Consider the following 19,060-nt stretch of genomic DNA (forward strand, 5'->3'; position numbering starts at 1 on the left):
TCATACGATCCCTGATCGCCTACGACCACTGATCACATCGGAATGACTCGTCTAGGGTCCCGCCCATGACGGACAGCGACATCACCCGGCGGCGCGTGCTCGCCCTGGGGGGCGCCGCGGCGGGAGCCGTTCTGGGACTCGGCGTCGGCTCCTGCTCCTTCCCGGGCCGCGGCACCCACGGACCGGACGCCGGCGAGGCCCCGGACGCGGCCCGCGGCGCCGAGCTGTGCGTGCTCAACCCGAGCGTCTCGGAGGGGCCGTACTACCTGGAAGGCGCGCTTTTCCGCAAAGACATCACCGAGGGCAAGAGGGGGGTGCCGCTCACGGTGCGTCTGACCGTGCGCGACCAGCCCCACGCCTGTGCCCTTCTCGCGGACGCGGCCGTCGAGATCTGGCACTGCGACGCCTGGGGGTACTACTCCGGCTACACCTCCCTGCCCCCCGGGGGCAAGGCGCCCTTTGCGGACAGCGACACCGGCGGCGCCGACCCCCGCACCTTTCTGCGCGGCTACCAGACGACCGGCGCCGACGGCGTCGCCGAGTTCACGACGGTCTTCCCCGGCTGGCACGGCTCCCACGCCCCAGGCATCCACGTGAAGGTGCGCACCGGCGGCGGCAGGAGCGGCCGCACCTACGAGGGCGGCCGGCTCAACTGGACCGGCCGGCTCTACGTCGCCGACCGGTACGCCGACGCCGTGTACGCGACCGACCCGTACACCGGGCACACCGGGAAGCGCACCCTTCTCGCCGAGGACGGGGAGTACCACGGGGGCGGCGCGCGGGACGGGCTCATGGACGTCACCGGCGATATCGCCCGAGGGCTCGTCGCCACGCTGACGGTCGGGATCGACCCGACCCGGGAGAGCATCGGGGCGGGCACCGGAACGGGCGGCGAGGCCCCGCCGCCGCCGTCCGGCGCGGCGCCGTCGAAGAGGCTGCCCGAGTCGCCGTCGCCGGGCCCTCCGCCCGGCGCCACGACGCCGTACGCACAGCCGCCGGACAGCGCGGCGAGCGCCTCGCGGACCGCCGTCCCGTAGGCCCCCGGCGGAGGGAGGAACCCGCGCCCGTGCTCACGGCCGCCGTTTCCGCCCGGGCGCCGTCTCCTGCCCGACGCGCTCCAGCCGCACCGCGCACACCTTGAACTCAGGCATGCGGGAGGTGGGATCGAGGGCCGGGTTGGTGACGGTGTTGGCGCGGCCCTCACCCGGCCAGTGGAACGGCATGAAGACGGTGTCCGGCCGGATGCCGCGGCTGATCCGCGCGGGCGCGACGGCCCGGCCGCGCCGCGACACCACGGCGACCGCGTCCCCGTCCGCGGCGCCGAGCCGCTCGGCCAGCCGCGGGTGCATCTCGACGTACGGCCCCGGAGCGGCGGCGTTGAGCTCCTCGACCCGGCGCGTCTGGGCACCGGACTGGTACTGGGCGACGACCCGCCCGGTGGTCAGCAGCACCGGGTACGCGTCGTCGGGCTCCTCGGCGGCGTTCCGGTACGACACGGCGGCGAACCGCGCCCGCCCGTCCTCGGTGGCGAACCTGTCCAGGAAGAGGCGAGGGGTCCCCGGATGGACCGGCCGGGCGGCGGGCGGTCTGGCGGCGGTCTGTCCGGCGTCGCCCGACGGGTCGTCGGGCAAGAGGCCGAAGGCCACGCCTTCGCCGTCGGGGACCGCGGTGCCCACGGGCATGTCGGCAGCGGTGCCGCCTGCGGGCGCGGACCCGCCCGACACCCCGTCCCGGGCCCCGTCCGCCACGGTCCCGTCCCCGTCCCCGTGCAGCGGTTCGCGGTGCGCGGGCCAGGAGGGGGCTGTGGCGTCGCCGTCCGCCGCCTCCGGGCACGGCCAGAACACCCCGTTCTCCTCCGCCAGCCGCCGGTAGGTGATGCCCGAGTAGTCCGCCGGGCCCCCGGCGCTGGCGCGGCGGAGCTCGTCGAAGACCTCTCCCGGGTCCGTGGGGAAACCCTTCTCCACGCCCAGGCGCGCGGCCAGTCCGTGCAGGACCTCCAGGTCGCCGCGGACTCCTGGCGGAGGGGTGATCGCCCGGCGGCGCAGCAGGACCCGGCCCTCCAGGCTGGTCGTCGTGCCGGTCTCCTCCGCCCACTGCGTGACCGGAAGGACGACGTCGGCCAGCGCCGCCGTCTCGGAGAGGACCACGTCGCACACCGCCAGGAAGTCCAGCGCGCGCAGCCGCTGCTCGACATGGGCGGCGCGCGGGGCCGACACCACCGGGTTCGAGCCCATCAGCAGCAGCGAGCGGATGTCCCCGCCCAGCGCGTCGAGGAGTTCGTACGCGCTCCTGCCCGGCCCCGGCAGCGTGTCCGGGTCGACCTCCCACACCTGGGCCACGTGCCGCCGTGCCGCGGGGTCGGTCAGCCTGCGGTAGCCGGGCAGCTGGTCGGCCTTCTGGCCGTGCTCGCGGCCGCCCTGTCCGTTGCCCTGGCCGGTGAGGCAGCCGTAGCCGGACAGCGGGCGGCCCGCACGCCCGGTGGCCAGGCACAGGTTGATCCACGCGCCCACCGTGTCCGTGCCCTTGGACTGCTGCTCGGGCCCGCGGGCGGTCAGCACCATCGCGGTCTCCGGCTCGCAGAACAGCCGTACCGTCTCCCGCAGTTGCGGAACGGACACCCCTGTGATCCGCTCCACGTACTCGGGCCAGTACGCCATTGCCGCCGCGCGTGCCTCCTCCCAGCCGCTGGTGCGCTCCCGGATGTACGTCTCGTCGGCGCGTCCCTCGGCGACCACCAGGTGTAGCAGGCCGAGCGCCAGCGCCAGGTCCGTGCCCGGCCGGGGCGCCAGATGCAGATCCGCCTGCTCGGCGGTCCGGGTGCGGCGCGGGTCCACGACGATCAGCGTGCCGCCGTTCTCCCTGAGTTCCGTCAGGTACCGCAGCGCCGGCGGCATCGTCTCGGCGAGGTTGGAGCCGACGAGGATCACGCACCCGGTGCGCGGAACGTCCTCCAGCGGGAACGGCAGCCCCCGGTCGAGCCCGAACGCCTTCACCCCGGCGGCGGCCGCGGACGACATGCAGAACCGCCCGTTGTAGTCGATCTGCGAGGTGCCCAGGACCACGCGGGCGAACTTCCCCAGCGCGTACGCCTTCTCGTTGGTGAGGCCGCCCCCGCCGAACACCCCCACGGCGTCGGGACCGTACCCGGCGCGCGTGCGGGAGAGCCCCTCGGCGACGCGGTCCAGGGCCTCGTCCCAGCCCGCCGGCCTGAGCACGCCGTCCGAGCGCACCAACGGCGAGGTCAGCCGCACCCGTGACGACAGCAGCTCCGGCGCTGTGCGGCCCTTGCCGCACAGCGCCCCCCGGTTGACCGGGAAGTCCGCGCGTTCGGTCACCTCGACGCCCCCCTCCGGCGAGGGCGACAGGTTCATCCCGCACTGCAGGGCGCAGTACGGGCAGTGGGCGGGCGTCGAGGCGGTCTTCATGCAGATCAGCGTGATTCGTCCGTGTTACGTGCCGTGACCGGTCCCTGTTACACGGCCGGGACGGTGACCTCCCCGCCGGCCGGCGGCCACCGTGAGGCCGCCGGGTGCCCGTCTACTGCCGGTTCAGCGAGCGTGTGATACCCGCCGCGATCGTCGTTGCCAGCACCCAGCCGGTGGCGATCAGCAGATACGACAGCCACTGGTACCAGCCGCGTGGCGCGAACGCCCCCTCCTGGCCGAAGTCGATGATCGGCAGCAGCAGGTCGAGCGTGTAGAAGGGCGGGTTGAAGTCGGGCGCCTCGCCGGGCTTGAGCGCCGGAGGATGGTGCAGGGTGAAGGCGAGGGTGCCGGTGCACAGCAGCGCCAGCAGCCAACCGGCGGCCCGCATCGGGCGGAAGCCGTAGCCGACCGCCGCGTCCTGCACATGGCCCCACAGCCGGGCGTACCACGGCAGGGTGCGGCGGTGCCGGCGCAGCTTGGCCAGCTGGACGGTGCGCGCCGCCGCGTCGTCGCCCGCGGTGCGGTAGGCCGCGGCCAACTGCTCGTAGGCGTACGGCAGGTAGCCCTCCGTCTCCCGCTCCAGCAGCGGCAGCCGCTGCTCGGCGGGCAGATGCGGGGTCAGGGCGCGGTAGCCGAGCCCGTCGAGGCTGACGCGCTCGGGCCACACCTCGGGCGGCACGTGCAGCAGGTCCATCTGGGCGCGGCGCATGTTGACGACGCCCTCGACGGGCGCGGCGTCGCGCAGCCACAGCTCGCCGATGACGCAGCTGCTGACACGCAGGGCCTGGCCGCCCGGGTTGGACAGACGGGCGTGGGCGAACTCGAGCTGGCGGGGAACGCGGGCGCCGCTGAGGTTGACCCGGCCATGCGCGCGCAACCGCATGGCGTGCAGGTCGGTGCCCACCACCAGGGTCTCGGCGTGCAGGGCGGTGGCGCCGTGGGCGTACAGCTCCGCGTCGTTCAGGTTGACCTGCCCGCCGACCGTGGCCCCGTTCATCAGGACCTTGCCGTGGGCGACGAGCCCGGCGGCCCACACGTCGGTGGCCACCTCCGCGTGGTTGAGCTTGAGAACGGGCTCCCCGGTGGTCCCGCCGGGAACGCCGAGCCGCGCTCCGTCGGCGAAGAACGCGCCGGAGATCTTCGCGCCCTGAAGCCCCACCGAACCGGCGACACGGCAACCGACGATCCCTATGGAACCTTCGGTGCGCAGCGCCCCCGCCATCAGCCCGGGCAGCACCGAGCCGTTGAGGACCAGGGTGCGGACCTGCGCCCCGTACAGTTCCGGTGCCTGCTCGAAGTGGCAGGACCGCAGCCGGACGGGATGCGCGACCGTCCCGTACCTGAGGTCCAGCTGTCCCGTGATGCGGGCCCCGGTCACCTTCAGCCCGGCGATCCGCCCCTCCCGCACCGGCCCGTCCAGCAGCAGGGTCCGCAGCACCTCGGCGCGCACGGTCCGCTCGGGGCCCCAGGCGGCGCCCGCCGACGGGTCGTCGTCGGCGCCGTCGAGGAAGTCGACGCCCTCGCCGAGCGGGAACGCCGCCAGGACGCGTCGCTCGGCGGGCGTCGGATCCGTGATCTCCACCCTCAGCCCCGCGCCGCCGCGAGCGCCTTCGTGACGCCCTGCTCCTTCGGACCGAGGAAGGTCGGGTCCGGGTGGAACAGGGCGTCCAGGGCCGCCTTGCCCGCGGCGAACACCTCCCGGGTGCCGCCGTAGTACCAGGTGACGTCGTGCTTGTCGTCGACCCCCACACCGTACGAGGTCACGCCCGCGGCCTGGCACAGGGCGACCGCGCGGCGGATGTGGAAGCCCTGGCTGATCAGGACGGCCCGGTCCACGCCGAAGATCTTCTTCGCGCGGACGCAGGAGTCCCAGGTGTCGAAGCCCGCGTAGTCGCTCACGATCCGTCCGTCCGGCACGCCGTGCCTCCTCAGGTAGGCGCGCATCGCGTCCGGCTCGTCGTAGTCCCTGCGGCTGTTGTCGCCGGTGACCAGGACGACCTCGATGCGGCCCGCCCGGTACAGCCGTGCCGCCGCGTCCAGCCGGTGGGCGAGGTACGGCGAGGGCTCGCCGTCCCACAGGCCGGCGCCGAAGACCACGGCGACCTGCGTGCGCGGCACGTCCGCCGTCGTGCGCAGCCGGTCGCCGGTGGTCAGGAACAACCACGTGGCCGGCAGCAGCGCCAGCACGCACAGCAGCATCAGCCCCTGCACGGCCCTGCGCCGCCCGGCACGCGTGCGCGGCAGTCTCGGTCGGCGGATCCTCAGGCGCGGCAGGCCCATCGGGACACGCCCTCCCAGGTCGGTGGCTTCGGTGGCCGCGGCGGTGGTGCCGCCGGTGTCGTCAGGGGGGACGCAGCGGGCGGTGATCCGGTTCGCACGGAAGCGGCGGGCGCGCGAAACGGCCCCCGCGCCCCCCTCACACCTCCCGCCACCTCCCCGTGAAACCCCGGAAAACACACGTCACGGCCGCGCAACGGCCCGGCAATCTCGCGCCGTCAGGATCGGTCCATGACGGCGTCGAACCCTCCTCGCGACGAGTCCCACCCCGGCCCCGGCCGCCAGTACCCCGGCGGCGCCCACCTCGACACTACGGCGCAACTCATGAACCGGATCACCAGCCAGCTCGGCAGGCAGCTCAGCCTCGTCTCCCGCAACGGCGCCCGGCGCCCGGCCCCGCCCGCACTGGTCCTCGTCGCCCACGGCAGCCGCGACCCGCGCGCCCTGGCCACCGTGCACGCCCTCATGGAACGCGTCCGTGACCTGCGCCCGCACCTGCCCCTGCACCTCGGCCACATCGAGCTGAACGATCCCCTGCTGCCCGGCACCCTGGCGTCCCTGGGCGAGGACCGCGCCGTCCTCGTGCCGCTGCTCCTCGGCCGCGGCCACCACGTCAAGCGCGACATCCCCGAAGCCGCGGCGGCGGCGCGGGCGGACACGATCGTGGCCGCCCCGCTCGGCCCGCACCCGCTGCTCGTGGAGACCCTGCACGACCGCCTCGTCGAGGCCGGCTGGCGGATCCGGCCGGGCGACGTCCGGCACCGCGCCGACGCGGTCGTGCTCGCCGCGGCCGGCTCCCGCGACCCCGACTCCGCCCTCGACACCCGCCGCACCGCCCGGCTGCTGGCCGAACGCCTCGGCGTCCCCGTCCTCCCCGCCTACGCCTCCGCCGCCGCGCCCACAGTGGCGGACGCGGTGCGCGCGCTCACCGCCCGCGGCCGCCACCGGGTCGCCCTCGCGTCGTACTTCACCGCACCCGGCCGTTTCGCCGCCGAGTGCACGGCGGCCGCCCCCTGGATCGCCGCGGCCCCGCTCGGTGCTCATCCGGCCGTGGCCCGCCTCGTGCTGCAGCGCTACGACCAGGCCGTGACGGCCGGGGAGCCGGTCGCCGAGCGGGCCCTCGCCTCGGCCTGAGCGGGCGGCGGCACGGCGCGAAACGGACCGCCCGGAAGCGGACGCCGACGTCCCGAATGTCATCCGCTGCGTTTACTGTCGGGTCATGGAAGGGACCGCACCACAGGCACACGAGGCCCCCGCGCGGTGCGAAAGCGGCGTGGCGGGCCCCTCGGCGTACGACGCGTCGGACGTCGAGCGCTGGGCGCTCGAACCCGACAAACGTCCGGGCCGCACCGCCTTCCAGCGCGACCGGGCGCGGGTGCTGCACTCGGCCGCCCTGCGCCGTCTGGCGGGCAAGACCCAGGTCGTCACCCCCGGCGCCCTCCCCGGAGTTCCCGGCTCCGCTCGAACTCGGGGGACCCCCGTCGAGGCATGGGACGCCAGCCCCCGCACCCGGCTCACGCACTCCCTGGAGTGTGCCCAGGTCGGCCGTGAACTGGGCGCCGCGCTCGGCTGCGACCCCGACCTCGTCGAGGCCGCGTGCCTCTCCCACGACCTCGGCCACCCGCCCTTCGGGCACAACGGCGAGCAGGCGCTGAACGAGTTCGCGCGGGACTGCGGCGGCTTCGAGGGCAACGCCCAGTCGCTGCGCCTGCTCACCCGTATCGAACCCAAGCGTTTCGTCCGGTCCGGGCGGACGGGCGAACCCGTCAGCGTGGGTCTGAACCTGACGCGCGCCGTCCTCGACGCCGCCACCAAGTACCCCTGGCCGCGCGGTGCCCACCCCACCGACCCCGCGTCCCCGAAATTCGGGGTCTACGAGGACGACCGCCCCGTCTTCGACTGGGTCCGCAAGGGCGCCCCCGGCCACCGCACCTGCTTCGAGGCCCAGGTCATGGACTGGTCCGACGACGTGGCGTACTCGGTGCACGACGTGGAGGACGGCCTGCACGCCGGCCACATCGACCCCGGCCGACTGCGTGTCGAGTCCGAACGCCGGGAGGTCTTCGCCGTCGCCGTCGGGCGGTACGTCCCCGCGGACACCGACCCCGACGAACTCGCCGAGGCCCTCGACCGGCTCCTCGGCCACGAGTGGTGGCCGCACGGGTACGACGGCTCGGCCGTCGCCCAGGCCCGGCTGAAGGACGCCACCAGCCAGCTCATCGGCCGCTTCTGCCTGGCCGCGGAGGGCGCCACCCGGGCGGCGTACGGCAGCGGGCGGCTGACCCGGTACGCCGCCGAACTCGTCGTACCGAGAAGCACCCGCATGGAGTGCGCGGTCCTCAAAGCGGTCGCCGACCGGTATGTGATGCAGCGCGCCGAGCAGGAGCGCCTCCGCGCCGACCAGCGTGTCGTCGTGGCCGAGCTGGCCGACGCCCTCACCGCCCGCGCGCCCGACGGGCTCGATCCCCAGTTCCGGGCACTGTTCGAGCAGGCGGCCGACGACCGCGCCCGCAAGCGCGTCCTCGTCGACCAGATCGCCTCGCTCACGGACGCCTCGGCGCGCTCCCTGCACGCACGGCTGACGGGAGCCGGATGACCCCGAGGTGAACCGGACATGACCCGGCGTGGCCTGATCGGGCCACTCCCCCTTCCCGCACCACGTTCCGTGCGGGACGCTCGCATGTGGCGACATCCTTACGAGGAGGCATCAAGTGGTCGACGCGGATCAGACATTCGTCATCGTCGGGGGAGGGCTCGCCGGTGCGAAAGCGGCCGAGACGCTCCGAGCGGAAGGCTTCACCGGGCGGGTGATACTGATCTGCGACGAACGGGACCACCCCTACGAGCGACCTCCCCTCTCCAAGGGCTATCTGCTCGGCAAGGAGGAGCGCGACAGCGTCTTCGTCCACGAGCCTGCCTGGTACGCGCGAAACGACATCGAGCTGCACCTCGGCCAGACCGTCGACGCCGTCGACCGGGAGACGAAGACGGTCCGTCTCGGGGACGACGGCACACTCGTCCACTACGACAAGCTGCTCCTCGCCACCGGCGCCGAGCCGCGCCGCCTCGACATCCCGGGCACCGACCTCGCCGGCGTCCACCATCTGCGCCGCCTCGCCCACGCCGAGCGCCTCAAGGGCGTCCTCACCACGCTGGGCCGGGACAACGGCCACCTCGTGATCGCCGGGGCCGGCTGGATCGGCCTCGAGGTCGCGGCGGCGGCCCGCGAGTACGGCGCGGAGGTCACCGTCGTCGAGCCCGAGCCCACCCCGCTGCACGACGTCCTCGGCCCCGAGCTGGGCAACCTCTTCGCCGAGCTGCACCGCGAGCACGGCGTCCGCTTCCGCTTCGGCGTCCGGCTCTCCGAGATCGTCGGCCAGGACGGCATGGTGCTGGCCGCCCGCACCGACGACGGCGAGGAGCACCCCGCGCACGATGTGCTCGCCGCGATCGGCGCGGCCCCGCGCACCGGGCTCGCCGAGGCGGCGGGCCTGGAGATCGCCGACCGCGCGCAGGGCGGGGGCGTCGTGGTCGACGAGCGGTTGCGCACCTCCGACCCCGACATCTACGCGGCCGGAGACATCGCCTCTTTCCACCACCCCCTCTTCGGCACCCGGCTGCGTGTGGAGCACTGGGCGAACGCCCTCAACGGCGGCCCGGCGGCGGCCCGCGCGATGCTCGGCCGCGAGGTGACGTTCGACCGGGTGCCGTACTTCTTCTCCGACCAGTACGACGTGGGGATGGAGTACTCGGGGTGGGCGCCGCCTGGGTCGTACGACGAGGTGGTGGTCCGGGGCGACGTCGGCAAGCGGCACTTCATCGCGTTCTGGATGAAGGAGCGCAGGGTGCTGGCCGGGATGAACGTGAACGTGTGGGACGTCACGGAACGGATCCAGTCGTTGATCCGGGCGAGGGCGGAGGTGGATCCGGAGGCGCTGGCGGACCCCGGCGTGCCCCTGGAGGACCTGTCCGCCTAGGCGCGGGCGCGGCCGCACGGCGCCACGGCCCCCGCGCCCCTTCGGGCGCGGGGGTGTCGGTGCGCCACCGTAGAATTCACGCGTGGCAGGACGGATCAACGACGAGGACGTGAAGGCGGTACGGGACGCGGTCCCGATCGACTCCGTCGTGTCCGAGTACCTCCAGCTGCGCAACGCGGGCGGCGGCAATCTGAAGGGCCTGTGCCCCTTCCACGACGAGAAGTCCCCGTCCTTCCAGGTCAGCCCGGCCAAGGGCCTGTTCCACTGCTTCGGCTGCCAGGAGGGCGGCGACACCATCACCTTCGTGATGAAGGTCGACCACCTCTCCTTCTCGGAGGCGGTCGAGCGCCTCGCCGCCCGCGCCGGCATCACGCTGCGCTACGAGGAGGGCGGGTACAACCCCACCCACCAGCGGGGCGAGCGCATCCGCCTGGTGGAGGCCCACACACTCGCCGCGCAGTGGTACGCGGAGCAGCTCGGCACCAGCCCCGAGGCGGGCACGGGACGGACGTTCCTGGCCGAGCGAGGCTTCGACCAGGCCGCCGCGCTCCACTTCGGCGTCGGCTACAGCCCCCAGGGCTGGGACCACCTCACCCGTTACCTCCGCGGCAGGGGCTTCTCCGACAAGGAGCTGCTGTTGTCCGGCCTGTCCCAGGAGGGCCGCCGCGGGCCCATCGACCGTTTCCGGGGCCGGCTGATGTGGCCGATCCGCGACATCGGGGGCGACGTCGTCGGCTTCGGCGCGCGCAAGCTGTACGAGGCGGACACCGGCCCCAAGTACCTGAACACCCCCGACACCGCGATCTACCGGAAGTCGCAGGTCCTGTACGGCATCGACCTGGCGAAGAAGGAGATCGCCAAGACGAGCCGCGCCGTGGTGGTCGAGGGCTACACCGACGTCATGGCCTGCCACCTCGCGGGGGTCACCACCGCCATCGCGACCTGCGGCACGGCCTTCGGCGGCGAGCACATCAAGATCCTGCGGCGGCTGCTGATGGACAACGGCTCGGCGCGGGTGATCTTCACCTTCGACGGGGACGCGGCCGGCCAGAAGGCGGCCCTGCGCGCCTTCGAGGACGACCAGAAGTTCGCGGCCGAGACGTACATCGCGATCGCGCCGGACGGTATGGACCCCTGCGAGCTGCGGCTGGCCAAGGGCGACGAGGCGGTCGCCGACCTGGTCGAACCCCGCACGCCCCTCTTCGAGTTCGCGCTGCGCCAGATAGTCGGCCGCTACGACCTGGAGACCCCGGCGGGCCGCGCCGCCGCGCTGGACGAGGCGGCCCCGGTCGTCGCCCGCATCAAGAACAGCGGCGCCCAGCACGAGGTCGCGGTCCAGCTGGCGGGCATGCTCGGCATCCTCGACACACAGTTCGTGGTCAAACGGGTGGCGCAGCTGGCCCGTTGGGCCCGCGACCGCGGCGGCAGGGGCCCGGCGCCGGCCGGGCAGCGCCCCCCGCAGCCGTATCCGGCGGCCGCCCGCCCGGCTGTCTCCGGCCCGGCGCTCAACCTGCGCAACCCGGTCTATGCGACCGAGCGGGAGCTGCTCAAACTGGCCCTTCAGCGGCCGGAGTTGGTCACCCCGGCGTTCGACGCGTACGGGGTCGACGAGTTCACCGCGGCGCCGTACGCCGCGGTCCGTCAGGCGATCATGGACGCGGGCGGCGTGGAGTACGGCGCCCAGGACCCGCAGGAGTACCTGATCCGGGTCCGCGAGACGGCCCCCGACGACACGGTCCGCGCCATGGTCACGGAGCTGGCGGTCGAGGCGATCTTGCTCCGCAAGGAGGCGGACGAGACCTACGCGGGCGCCCAGTTGGTCACGGTCCGCCGCCGCGCGGTGGAACGCCGCGTCCGCGACATCCAGAGCACCCTGACCCGCCTGGGCTCCCACGCGGACCCGACCCACGTCTCCGCCGTGCAGAACGAACTGTGGGTGCTGCAGCAGTACGACCAGGCGTTGCGGGAACGAGGGGCAGCGGCGCTGTGAGAGCCGCCGCTCGATCGGCTACGCCTCCGGGGGCGCTTCGGGCGGCCTGATCCGGAAGTGGTCCGTGATCGCCTGGAGCTGCTTCGTCATCGCCACCTGGCCGGAGACCAGGGCACCGAGCAGCTTGCCGTGCTCGGCCAGGGTCTTGCCGCGCTCCAGTCGTGTGTCCCGCAGCGCCCGGATCACCTGCATGCCGACGCGCCGCCGTACCTGCAATGCGGCCACATCGCGATCGGAGCCCACGGCCGGGTTCTGCGTGTGGTGTGCTGCGCTTCGCGTCGGCTCACCTGAGCCTCAGCGCCTCGATGCGCCGCCGCAGCTCCTCGTTCTCGCTCATGTTCCCCATCTTGGTCTTTTCCGATCGGTCCTTCCTCGTGTTCCCGGTGGCCGGTCCGATGGTCGAACGAGCTGAGTAACCGCCCGGTCACGGACCGGACCCAAAAAGTGGCCGCACGCCCCTCGTGGCGGCGATGTGTCGTACCCCACACTGGGGTGCGGTGCCTGAGTCCTCGGAGCGCGGCCGGACCGCCGACGGCGGGTCCGACACCCCCGCGGTTCCGCTCAACGACTACGGGATGGCCGGCGGGCGGACCGCCGGCGCCATCCCCGACGTACCGCTGCCGCATGCCTCAGCAGCGACACTCCTGGAGGTCGCCCCCGTGCAGACCCAGACCCTCACCGAGACCGAGACCGAGACCGCGAGCGGCGAGCCCGATACGGAGCCCGGCGTCCTGACGGCGATGCCACCGCAGGGCCGGCTCGCGCACCACCCGGAGGCCGGCGCGGAACCGCAGGGCGCCGCCGAACCGGTCGAGCCGCCGGCCGGCGAGATGGAGACCGTCGAGGCCGGCGAGGCGCCCGAGCCCGTCGAACCGCTGCGCGCCCGCATCGACACCGGCGGTCCCTCCTCGGACCTGTTCCGCCAGTACCTGCGCGAGATAGGCCGCATCCCCCTGCTGACGGCCGCCGAGGAGGTCGAACTCGCCCGCCGCGTCGAGGCCGGCCTGTTCGCGGAGGAGAAGCTCGGCAACACCCCCGATCTGGACACCGAGCTCGCGCTCGACCTCGACCGGCTGGTGGTCATGGGCCGGATGGCCAAACGGCGGCTGATCGAGGCGAACCTGCGTCTCGTCGTCTCCGTCGCCAAGCGCTACGTCGGCCGCGGCCTGACCATGCTCGATCTCGTCCAGGAGGGAAACCTGGGCCTGATCAGGGCCGTCGAGAAGTTCGACTACGCGCGCGGCTACAAGTTCTCGACGTACGCGACCTGGTGGATCCGCCAGGCCATGTCCCGTGCCCTGGCCGACCAGGCCCGCACCATCCGCGTCCCGGTCCATGTCGTCGAGCTCATCAACCGCGTCGTCCGCGTCCAGCGCCGCATGCTGCAGGAACGCGGCTGTGAACCGACGCCGGAAGAGGTCGCCGCCTACCTGGACCTGTCCAGCGAGCGGGTCAGCGAGGTGCTGAGGCTGGCCCAGGAGCCCGTCTCGCTGCACGCGCCCGTCGGCGAGGAGGAGGACGTGGCCCTCGGCGACCTCATCGAGGACGGCGACGCCACGAGCCCCGTCGAGTCCGCCGCCTTCCTGCTGCTCAAGGAGCATCTGGAGGCGGTCCTGTCCACCCTCGGGGAACGGGAGAGGAAGGTCGTACAGCTGCGCTACGGCCTGGTCGACGGCCGTCCCCGCACCCTGGAGGAGATAGGCCGCATCTTCGGCGTGACCCGCGAACGGATCCGGCAGATCGAGTCGAAGACCCTGAACAAGCTGAGGGACCACGCGTTCGCCGACCAGCTCAGGGGATACCTCGACTGACAGGGGGCCGCCCACCGCCCGCGGGAGCGGCCCCCACCGGATCAGTCGACCTCGGCCACGGCCTGCGCGAACTGCGCCTTGTAGAGCCGGGCGTACGCCCCGTCGGCCACCAGCAGTTCCGTGTGCGCGCCCTGTTCGACGATGGCGCCGTCCTCCATCACCAGGATCGTGTCCGCGTCCCGGATCGTCGACAGCCGGTGGGCGATGACGAACGACGTCCGCCCGTGCGCGAGCTTGGCCATCGCCTTCTGGATCAGCACCTCGGTACGGGTGTCGACCGAACTCGTCGCCTCGTCAAGCACCAGGATCACCGGGTCGGACAGGAACGCCCGGGCGATCGTGATGAGCTGCTTCTCACCCGCGCTCACCCCGGTGCCCTCGTCGTCGATCACGGTGTCGTAGCCGTCCGGCAGCGTACGGATGAACCGGTCCGCGTGTGCCGCGCGCGCGGCCTCCTCGATCTCCCCGCGCGAGACCTGTCGCGCGGCCCCGTACGCGATGTTCTCCGCGATCGTGCCCCCGAACAGCCAGGTGTCCTGGAGCACCATCCCTATCGCGGCCCGCAGCTCGTTGCGGGACATCTTCGCGATGTCGACCCCGTCGAGCGTGATCCGCCCGCCGGTGACCTCGTAGAACCGCATCAGCAGGTTCACGAGCGTGGTCTTGCCCGCTCCCGTCGGGCCGACGATCGCGACCGTGTGGCCCGGCTCCACCTTCAGCGACAGGTTCTCGATGAGCGGCTTGTCCGGGTCGTAGCGGAACGACACGTTCTCCAGCGCGACCCGGCCGCGCAGTTCGTCCGGCCGCAGCCCCGGCTCGGGGTCCGCCTCCTGCTCCTCCGCGTCGATCAGGTCGAAGACGCGCTCCGCCGAGGCGACGGCCGACTGCACCAGGTTGGCCATCGACGCGACCTGCGTCAGCGGCATCGAGAACTGGCGCGAGTACTGGATGAACGCCTGCACGTCACCGATGGACAGCGTGCCGGACGCCACCCGCAGACCGCCGACGACCGCGACGAGCACATAGTTCAGGTTCGACACGAACATCATCAGCGGCTGCATGACCCCGCTGTTGAACTGCGCCCGGAACCCGGCCTCGTACAGCGCCTCGTTCTGCTCGGCGAACTGCTTCGCGGACTCCCCCTGCCGCCCGAACACCTTCACCAGCGTGTGCCCGGTGTACATCTCCTCGATGTGCGCGTTGAGCTTGCCGGTGGTGCGCCACTGCTGCACGAACTGCGGCTGCGAGCGCTTGCCGACACGGGTCGCCACGACGAAGGACAGCGGCACGGTCACCAGCGCGACCAGCGCCAGCAGCCACGACACCCAGAACATCATGGCCAGCACGCCCACGATCGTCAGCAGCGAGTTGATGAGCTGGCCCATCGACTGCTGCAGCGTCTGGCCGATGTTGTCGATGTCGTTGGTCGCGCGGCTGAGCACCTCGCCGCGCTGCCGCTTGTCGAAGTACGACAGCGGGAGCCGCGACAGCTTGGCCTGCACGTCCTCCCGCATGCGGTAGACGGTCTTGTTGATGGCCCGGTTGGACAGCCGGGTGGCCACCGCCATCAGCAGGCCCGCCACCAGGAACGTGGCCAGCGCGAACAGCAGGACGTTGCCGACGGCACCGAAGTCGATGCCCTTGCCCGGGGTGAAGTCCGTACCGGAGAGCATGTCGGCGACGCCCCCCTCGCCACGCTCGCGCATGGACTGAAGGACCTGCTCCTTGCTCACCCCCGACGGCATCCGGCGGCCGACGATCCCGGCGAAGACCAGGTCGGTCGCCCTGCCGAGGATCTTGGGCCCGGCCACGGACAGGCCGACGCTCAGCACACCGCAGGCCAGCATCCCCGTCATGGTGGCGCGTTCGGGCCTGAACTGCGCCAGGAGCCGTTTCCCGGACCCCTTGAAGTCCATCGACCGCTGGTCGGGGCCGCCGCCGGCCATCATGCGTCCCATGGGCCCGGCCATCAGGCAGCCTCCGCTTCCGTGAGCTGGGAGAGGACGATCTCCCGGTAGGTCTCGTTGTCCGCCATGAGGTCGCGGTGGCGCCCGGTGCCGACGACACGGCCCTCGTCCAGGACCACGATCCGGTCGGCGTCCCGGATGGTCGCCACGCGCTGCGCGACGATCACCACGGTCGCCTCGGCGGTCTCCCGCGCGAGCGCCGCGCGCAGCGCCGCGTCCGTGGCGTAGTCGAGCGCGGAGAACGAGTCGTCGAAGAGGTAGATCTCCGGGCGCTGCACCAGCGTGCGCGCGATGGCGAGCCGCTGTCGCTGGCCGCCGGAGACATTGGTGCCGCCCTGGGCGATGGGGGAGTGGAGCCCGTTCTCCAGCGCCTCGACGAACTCCCTGGCCTGCGCCACCTCCAGCGCGTGCCACAGCTCCTCGTCCGTGGCGTCCGGATTGCCGTAGCGCAGGTTGGTGGCGACCGTGCCCGCGAACAGGTACGGCTTCTGCGGGACCAGCCCGACCGTCCTCGCCAGCAGCTTCGGCTCGATCTCGTGGACGGGCACGCCGTCCACGAGCACCTCGCCCTCCGTGACGTCGAAGAGGCGCGGGATCAGCCCGAGCAGGGTCGACTTGCCGCTGCCGGTGGACCCGATGACGGCCGTGGTCTCGCCCGGCCGCGCCACCAGGTCGATGGCCTTGAGCACCGGCTCCTCGGCACCCGGGTAGCGGAACCCGGCACCCCGGACCTCCAGGTGGCCGTGGCGCCGCAGTTCGACGACGGGCGCGGTGGGCGGCACGACGCTCGACTCGGTGTCGAGCACCTCCTGGATGCGCTCGGCGCACACCTCCGCGCGCGGCACCATCATGAACATGAAGGTGGCCATCATCACGGACATCACGATCTGCATGAGGTACGCGAGGAACGCGGTCAGGTCGCCGATCTGCATGCCGCCGCTGTCGATGCGGTGCGCGCCGAACCAGACCACGGCGATCGACGACAGGTTCACCACGGTCATCACCAGGGGGAACATCAGCGCCAGGGTGCGGCCGGTGTCGAGGGACACCTCCGTCAGCTCGGTGTTCGCGTCCCGGAACCGGCCCTTCTCGTAGTCGTCCCGCACGAAGGCGCGGATGACACGGTTGCCGGAGATCTGCTCGCGCAGCACCCGGTTGACCGTGTCGAGCCGGACCTGCATGCTGCGGAACAGCGGGCGCAGCCGGCGCACGATCAGCGTCACGCTGACGCCGAGCACGGGCACGACGGCGACCAGGACGCCGGACAGCGGCACGTCCAGGCCGAGCGCCATGACGATGCCGCCCACGCACATGATCGGCGCCGACACCATCAGGGTGAACGCCATCAGGGTGAGCATCTGGATCTGCTGCACGTCGTTCGTGGTGCGGGTGATCAGCGACGGCGCCCCGAAGTGACCCATCTCACGCGAGGAGAAGGACTGCACCCGGTCGAAGACCGCCGCCCGCAGGTCGCGGCCGACGGCCGAGGCCGTACGGGCGCCGAAGTAGACGGCGCCCATGTTGCACACGACCTGGCCCAGCGAGACCCCGATCATGAGGCCGCCGAAGGTCAGGATGTAGCCCGTGTCCCCCTTCACGACACCGTTGTCGATGATGTGCGCGTTCAGGGTGGGCAGATAGAGCGTGGCGCAGGTCTGCAGGAACTGCAGCAGCACCAGCAGCGCGACGGGTTTCGTGTACGGGCCCAGATGGGCCCTCAGAAGTCGTATGAGCACGCGGGATCTCTCGGAGTCGTCGACGGCAGGGCGGTCGGTGGTGCACCAGCCCCTATCGTCGGACACTCCACCCGCGTTACCTCAAGTGATTAAGCCGTTGACGGACCAACTGCCGACGCGGATTCAGCCTCGCGACGTAGGCCCACCCGGACGGCGGACACCGGGGCGCCCCAGGGGGTGTTTCGAAGGTCCTGTGCGGTGCCTGCGGTGTCCGGTGCGTGCTCTCGGCGTGCCGGACGAAAGCCCTCGTACTGGACGTACTTGGGGTTTCGGCCGGTGCGGCGAGTGGGGGTGCCCCCTGCTCGAAGAGCTTGGGGGAGCGTGCCGGGCGCCGTGGGTGCTGTGCGGGACTTTCGAAACCCCCTAGGACCTGAACGCCGCCGGATGCGTCTGCTCGCGCACCGACACGTACTGCTGGCGCACGGCCTGGCCCACCGCCAGCTCCTCTCCCGGCTCCAGGACCTGCGCGGCCGCGCCCTGCCAGGTGGGAGGGGTGCGCGGGTCGAGGGTGCCCCGGGAGACCCCGAGCGACCAGGCCGCCTGCCGGGCCGCGCCGATCGCCGCGTAGTCGCCGGGCTGCGGGACCATCACCTGCGCGCCGAACAGCGCGGGCGCCGCCGACTGCACGGCCGGCAGCTCCGCGGCGGCGCCGAGCAGGAAGATCCGCCGTACCTCGACCCCGCGTCCGCGCAGCACGTCCAGGGCGTCCGCGAGCCCGCACAACATGCCCTCGAACGCCGCCCGCGCCAGGTGCTCGGGCTTCATCGACTCGCGCCGCAGACCGGCCAGGGTGCCCGCGGTGTGCGGCAGGTTCGGGGTCCGCTCGCCCTCCAGGTACGGCAGCATGACGAGCCCGTGCGAGCCGGGCGTCGACTTCATCGCGAGATCGGAGAGGGACTCCAGGTCGGGCACGCCGAGCAGCTCGGCGGCGCCGCGCAGGGTGCGCACCGCGTTGAGGGTCGTCACCACCGGCAGGTGCAGCCCCGTCGCGTCCGCGAGCGAGGTGATCATTCCGGTGGAGTCGACGAGCGCCTCGGGGTGCACGGCCATCACGGACCCGGAGGCCCCGAGGGAGACGACCGCGTCGCCCAGTCCGATACCCAGGCCCAGGGCGGCGGCCATGGTCTCGCCGGTGCCCGCGGAGATCAGCAGCCCCTCCGGCGTCGTGCCCGCCGCCTCGGACGGGCCCAGCACCTCGGGCACCACGACCTGGTGCCCCAGCGCCAGCTCGACGAGGTCCCCGCGGTACATGCCGGCCGCCGCCGACCAGTACCCGGTCGCCGAGGCGCCGCCGCGATCGGTGGTGCGTCGCACGGGACGCCCGAGCAGCTGCCACACGATCCAGTCGTGGGCCTGCATGAGCGCGGCGGTGCGCAGCGCGCTGTCGGGCTCGGCCCTGGCGAGCCAGCGCAGCTTGGTCACGGGCAGCGCGGCCTGCGGTACGCAGCCGACGGCCTCGGCCCACGCCTGCCGGCCGCCGAACGCGTCGATGAGGTCGGCCGCCGCGACCTGCGCCCGCTTGTCGCCGCCCACCAGCGCGGGCCGCACGGTGGCGCCCTGGGTGTCGAGCGGGATCAGCGCGTTCTGCTGCGCGGAGACCCCGATGGCCTGCACGCCCTCCAGGAGACCGCCGCCGGCCGCCTCCCCCAGGGACAGCAGCCATGCCTGCGGATCGACGTCGCAGGGGCGGCCGCCCCCCTCGGGGCCCTCCACCGGATGGGGTGCATACCCCTGCCTGAGCACGGCCCCCGTGTCCGTGTCACAGACGACGATACGAGTGAAATCGGGCGAACTGTCCAACCCGGCGACTATCCCCATGGCGGAATTCTGCCGTACGGAGGGCGGTGGCCGTGCCGCCGCGGGTGGGCCACCGGGGC

At 72.8% G+C, this 19,060-nt stretch carries 13 protein-coding genes; 6 read left to right on the forward strand and 7 right to left on the reverse strand.

Going from position 1 to position 19,060, the window contains the following annotated elements; all coding sequences use genetic code 11:
- Positions 1 to 65 precede the first annotated feature (65 nt).
- Positions 66 to 1,037 carry an intradiol ring-cleavage dioxygenase gene (locus tag ACFSL4_RS23265; RefSeq protein ID WP_381086199.1) on the forward strand — a complete coding sequence of 324 codons (972 nt, stop codon included), beginning with the start codon at positions 66 to 68 and terminating at the stop codon, positions 1,035 to 1,037.
- A 33-nt stretch (positions 1,038 to 1,070) separates the two neighbouring features.
- Here the strand turns inward: ACFSL4_RS23265 and ACFSL4_RS23270 are convergent, their stop codons facing one another.
- From ACFSL4_RS23270 to ACFSL4_RS23280, 3 genes are all read right to left on the reverse strand, one after another.
- Positions 1,071 to 3,425, reverse strand: coding sequence for a molybdopterin oxidoreductase family protein (locus ACFSL4_RS23270; RefSeq protein WP_381086202.1), 2,355 nt, complete (start codon positions 3,423 to 3,425; stop codon positions 1,071 to 1,073).
- A gap of 112 nt (positions 3,426 to 3,537) precedes the next feature.
- Positions 3,538 to 5,007, reverse strand: coding sequence for a membrane-associated oxidoreductase (locus tag ACFSL4_RS23275; RefSeq protein WP_381086205.1), 1,470 nt, complete (start codon positions 5,005 to 5,007; stop codon positions 3,538 to 3,540).
- A gap of 2 nt (positions 5,008 to 5,009) precedes the next feature.
- Complete coding sequence (locus ACFSL4_RS23280) at positions 5,010 to 5,705, reverse strand: SanA/YdcF family protein (protein ID WP_381086208.1); 696 nt, start codon at positions 5,703 to 5,705, stop codon at positions 5,010 to 5,012.
- A 228-nt stretch (positions 5,706 to 5,933) separates the two neighbouring features.
- Here ACFSL4_RS23280 and ACFSL4_RS23285 point away from each other — a divergent pair, with 228 nt between their 5' ends.
- The 4 genes from ACFSL4_RS23285 (at position 5,934) to dnaG (ending at position 11,669) form a co-directional block, all read left to right on the forward strand.
- Positions 5,934 to 6,836, forward strand: coding sequence for a sirohydrochlorin chelatase (locus ACFSL4_RS23285; protein ID WP_381086211.1), 903 nt, complete (start codon positions 5,934 to 5,936; stop codon positions 6,834 to 6,836).
- Positions 6,837 to 6,921: 85 nt separating this feature from the next.
- A complete protein-coding gene (locus ACFSL4_RS23290; RefSeq protein ID WP_381086214.1) occupies positions 6,922 to 8,298 on the forward strand; it encodes a deoxyguanosinetriphosphate triphosphohydrolase in 1,377 nt (458 codons plus the stop codon).
- A gap of 115 nt (positions 8,299 to 8,413) precedes the next feature.
- Complete coding sequence (locus tag ACFSL4_RS23295; protein ID WP_381086217.1) at positions 8,414 to 9,679, forward strand: NAD(P)/FAD-dependent oxidoreductase; 1,266 nt, start codon at positions 8,414 to 8,416, stop codon at positions 9,677 to 9,679.
- An 82-nt stretch (positions 9,680 to 9,761) separates the two neighbouring features.
- Positions 9,762 to 11,669 (forward strand): DNA primase, encoded by a 1,908-nt coding sequence (gene dnaG, locus ACFSL4_RS23300; RefSeq protein WP_381086219.1) that lies wholly within the window; start codon positions 9,762 to 9,764, stop codon positions 11,667 to 11,669.
- An 18-nt stretch (positions 11,670 to 11,687) separates the two neighbouring features.
- On the opposite strand, the gene ACFSL4_RS23305 is transcribed toward dnaG, so the two are convergent.
- Positions 11,688 to 11,894, reverse strand: a complete 207-nt coding sequence (locus tag ACFSL4_RS23305) for a hypothetical protein (protein ID WP_381086222.1) — start codon at positions 11,892 to 11,894, stop codon at positions 11,688 to 11,690.
- Between the two features lie 272 nt (positions 11,895 to 12,166).
- Between ACFSL4_RS23305 and ACFSL4_RS23310 the strand changes: the two genes are divergently transcribed.
- Entirely contained in the window at positions 12,167 to 13,480 is a 1,314-nt protein-coding gene (locus tag ACFSL4_RS23310; RefSeq protein WP_381086225.1) for an RNA polymerase sigma factor, read from the forward strand.
- 41 nt (positions 13,481 to 13,521) lie between these two features.
- On the opposite strand, the gene ACFSL4_RS23315 is transcribed toward ACFSL4_RS23310, so the two are convergent.
- From ACFSL4_RS23315 to ACFSL4_RS23325, 3 genes are all read right to left on the reverse strand, one after another.
- Positions 13,522 to 15,450: an ABC transporter ATP-binding protein gene (locus ACFSL4_RS23315; protein WP_381086228.1), complete on the reverse strand. Its 1,929-nt coding sequence runs from the start codon at positions 15,448 to 15,450 to the stop codon at positions 13,522 to 13,524.
- The gene (locus ACFSL4_RS23320) at positions 15,450 to 17,183 is read right to left on the reverse strand and encodes an ABC transporter ATP-binding protein (RefSeq protein WP_381086231.1); all 1,734 of its coding nucleotides are present in this window, start codon (positions 17,181 to 17,183) and stop codon (positions 15,450 to 15,452) included. The genes ACFSL4_RS23315 and ACFSL4_RS23320 overlap by 1 nt, the downstream gene beginning before the upstream one ends.
- 363 nt (positions 17,184 to 17,546) lie before the next feature.
- Positions 17,547 to 19,001, reverse strand: a complete 1,455-nt coding sequence (locus ACFSL4_RS23325; RefSeq protein ID WP_381086234.1) for an FGGY family carbohydrate kinase — start codon at positions 18,999 to 19,001, stop codon at positions 17,547 to 17,549.
- Between the last annotated feature and the right edge of the window lie 59 nt (positions 19,002 to 19,060).

It is taken from the genome of Streptomyces caeni, assembly GCF_042678285.1.
In the GTDB taxonomy this organism is placed as follows: Bacteria; Actinomycetota; Actinomycetes; order Streptomycetales; family Streptomycetaceae; genus Streptomyces; species Streptomyces caeni.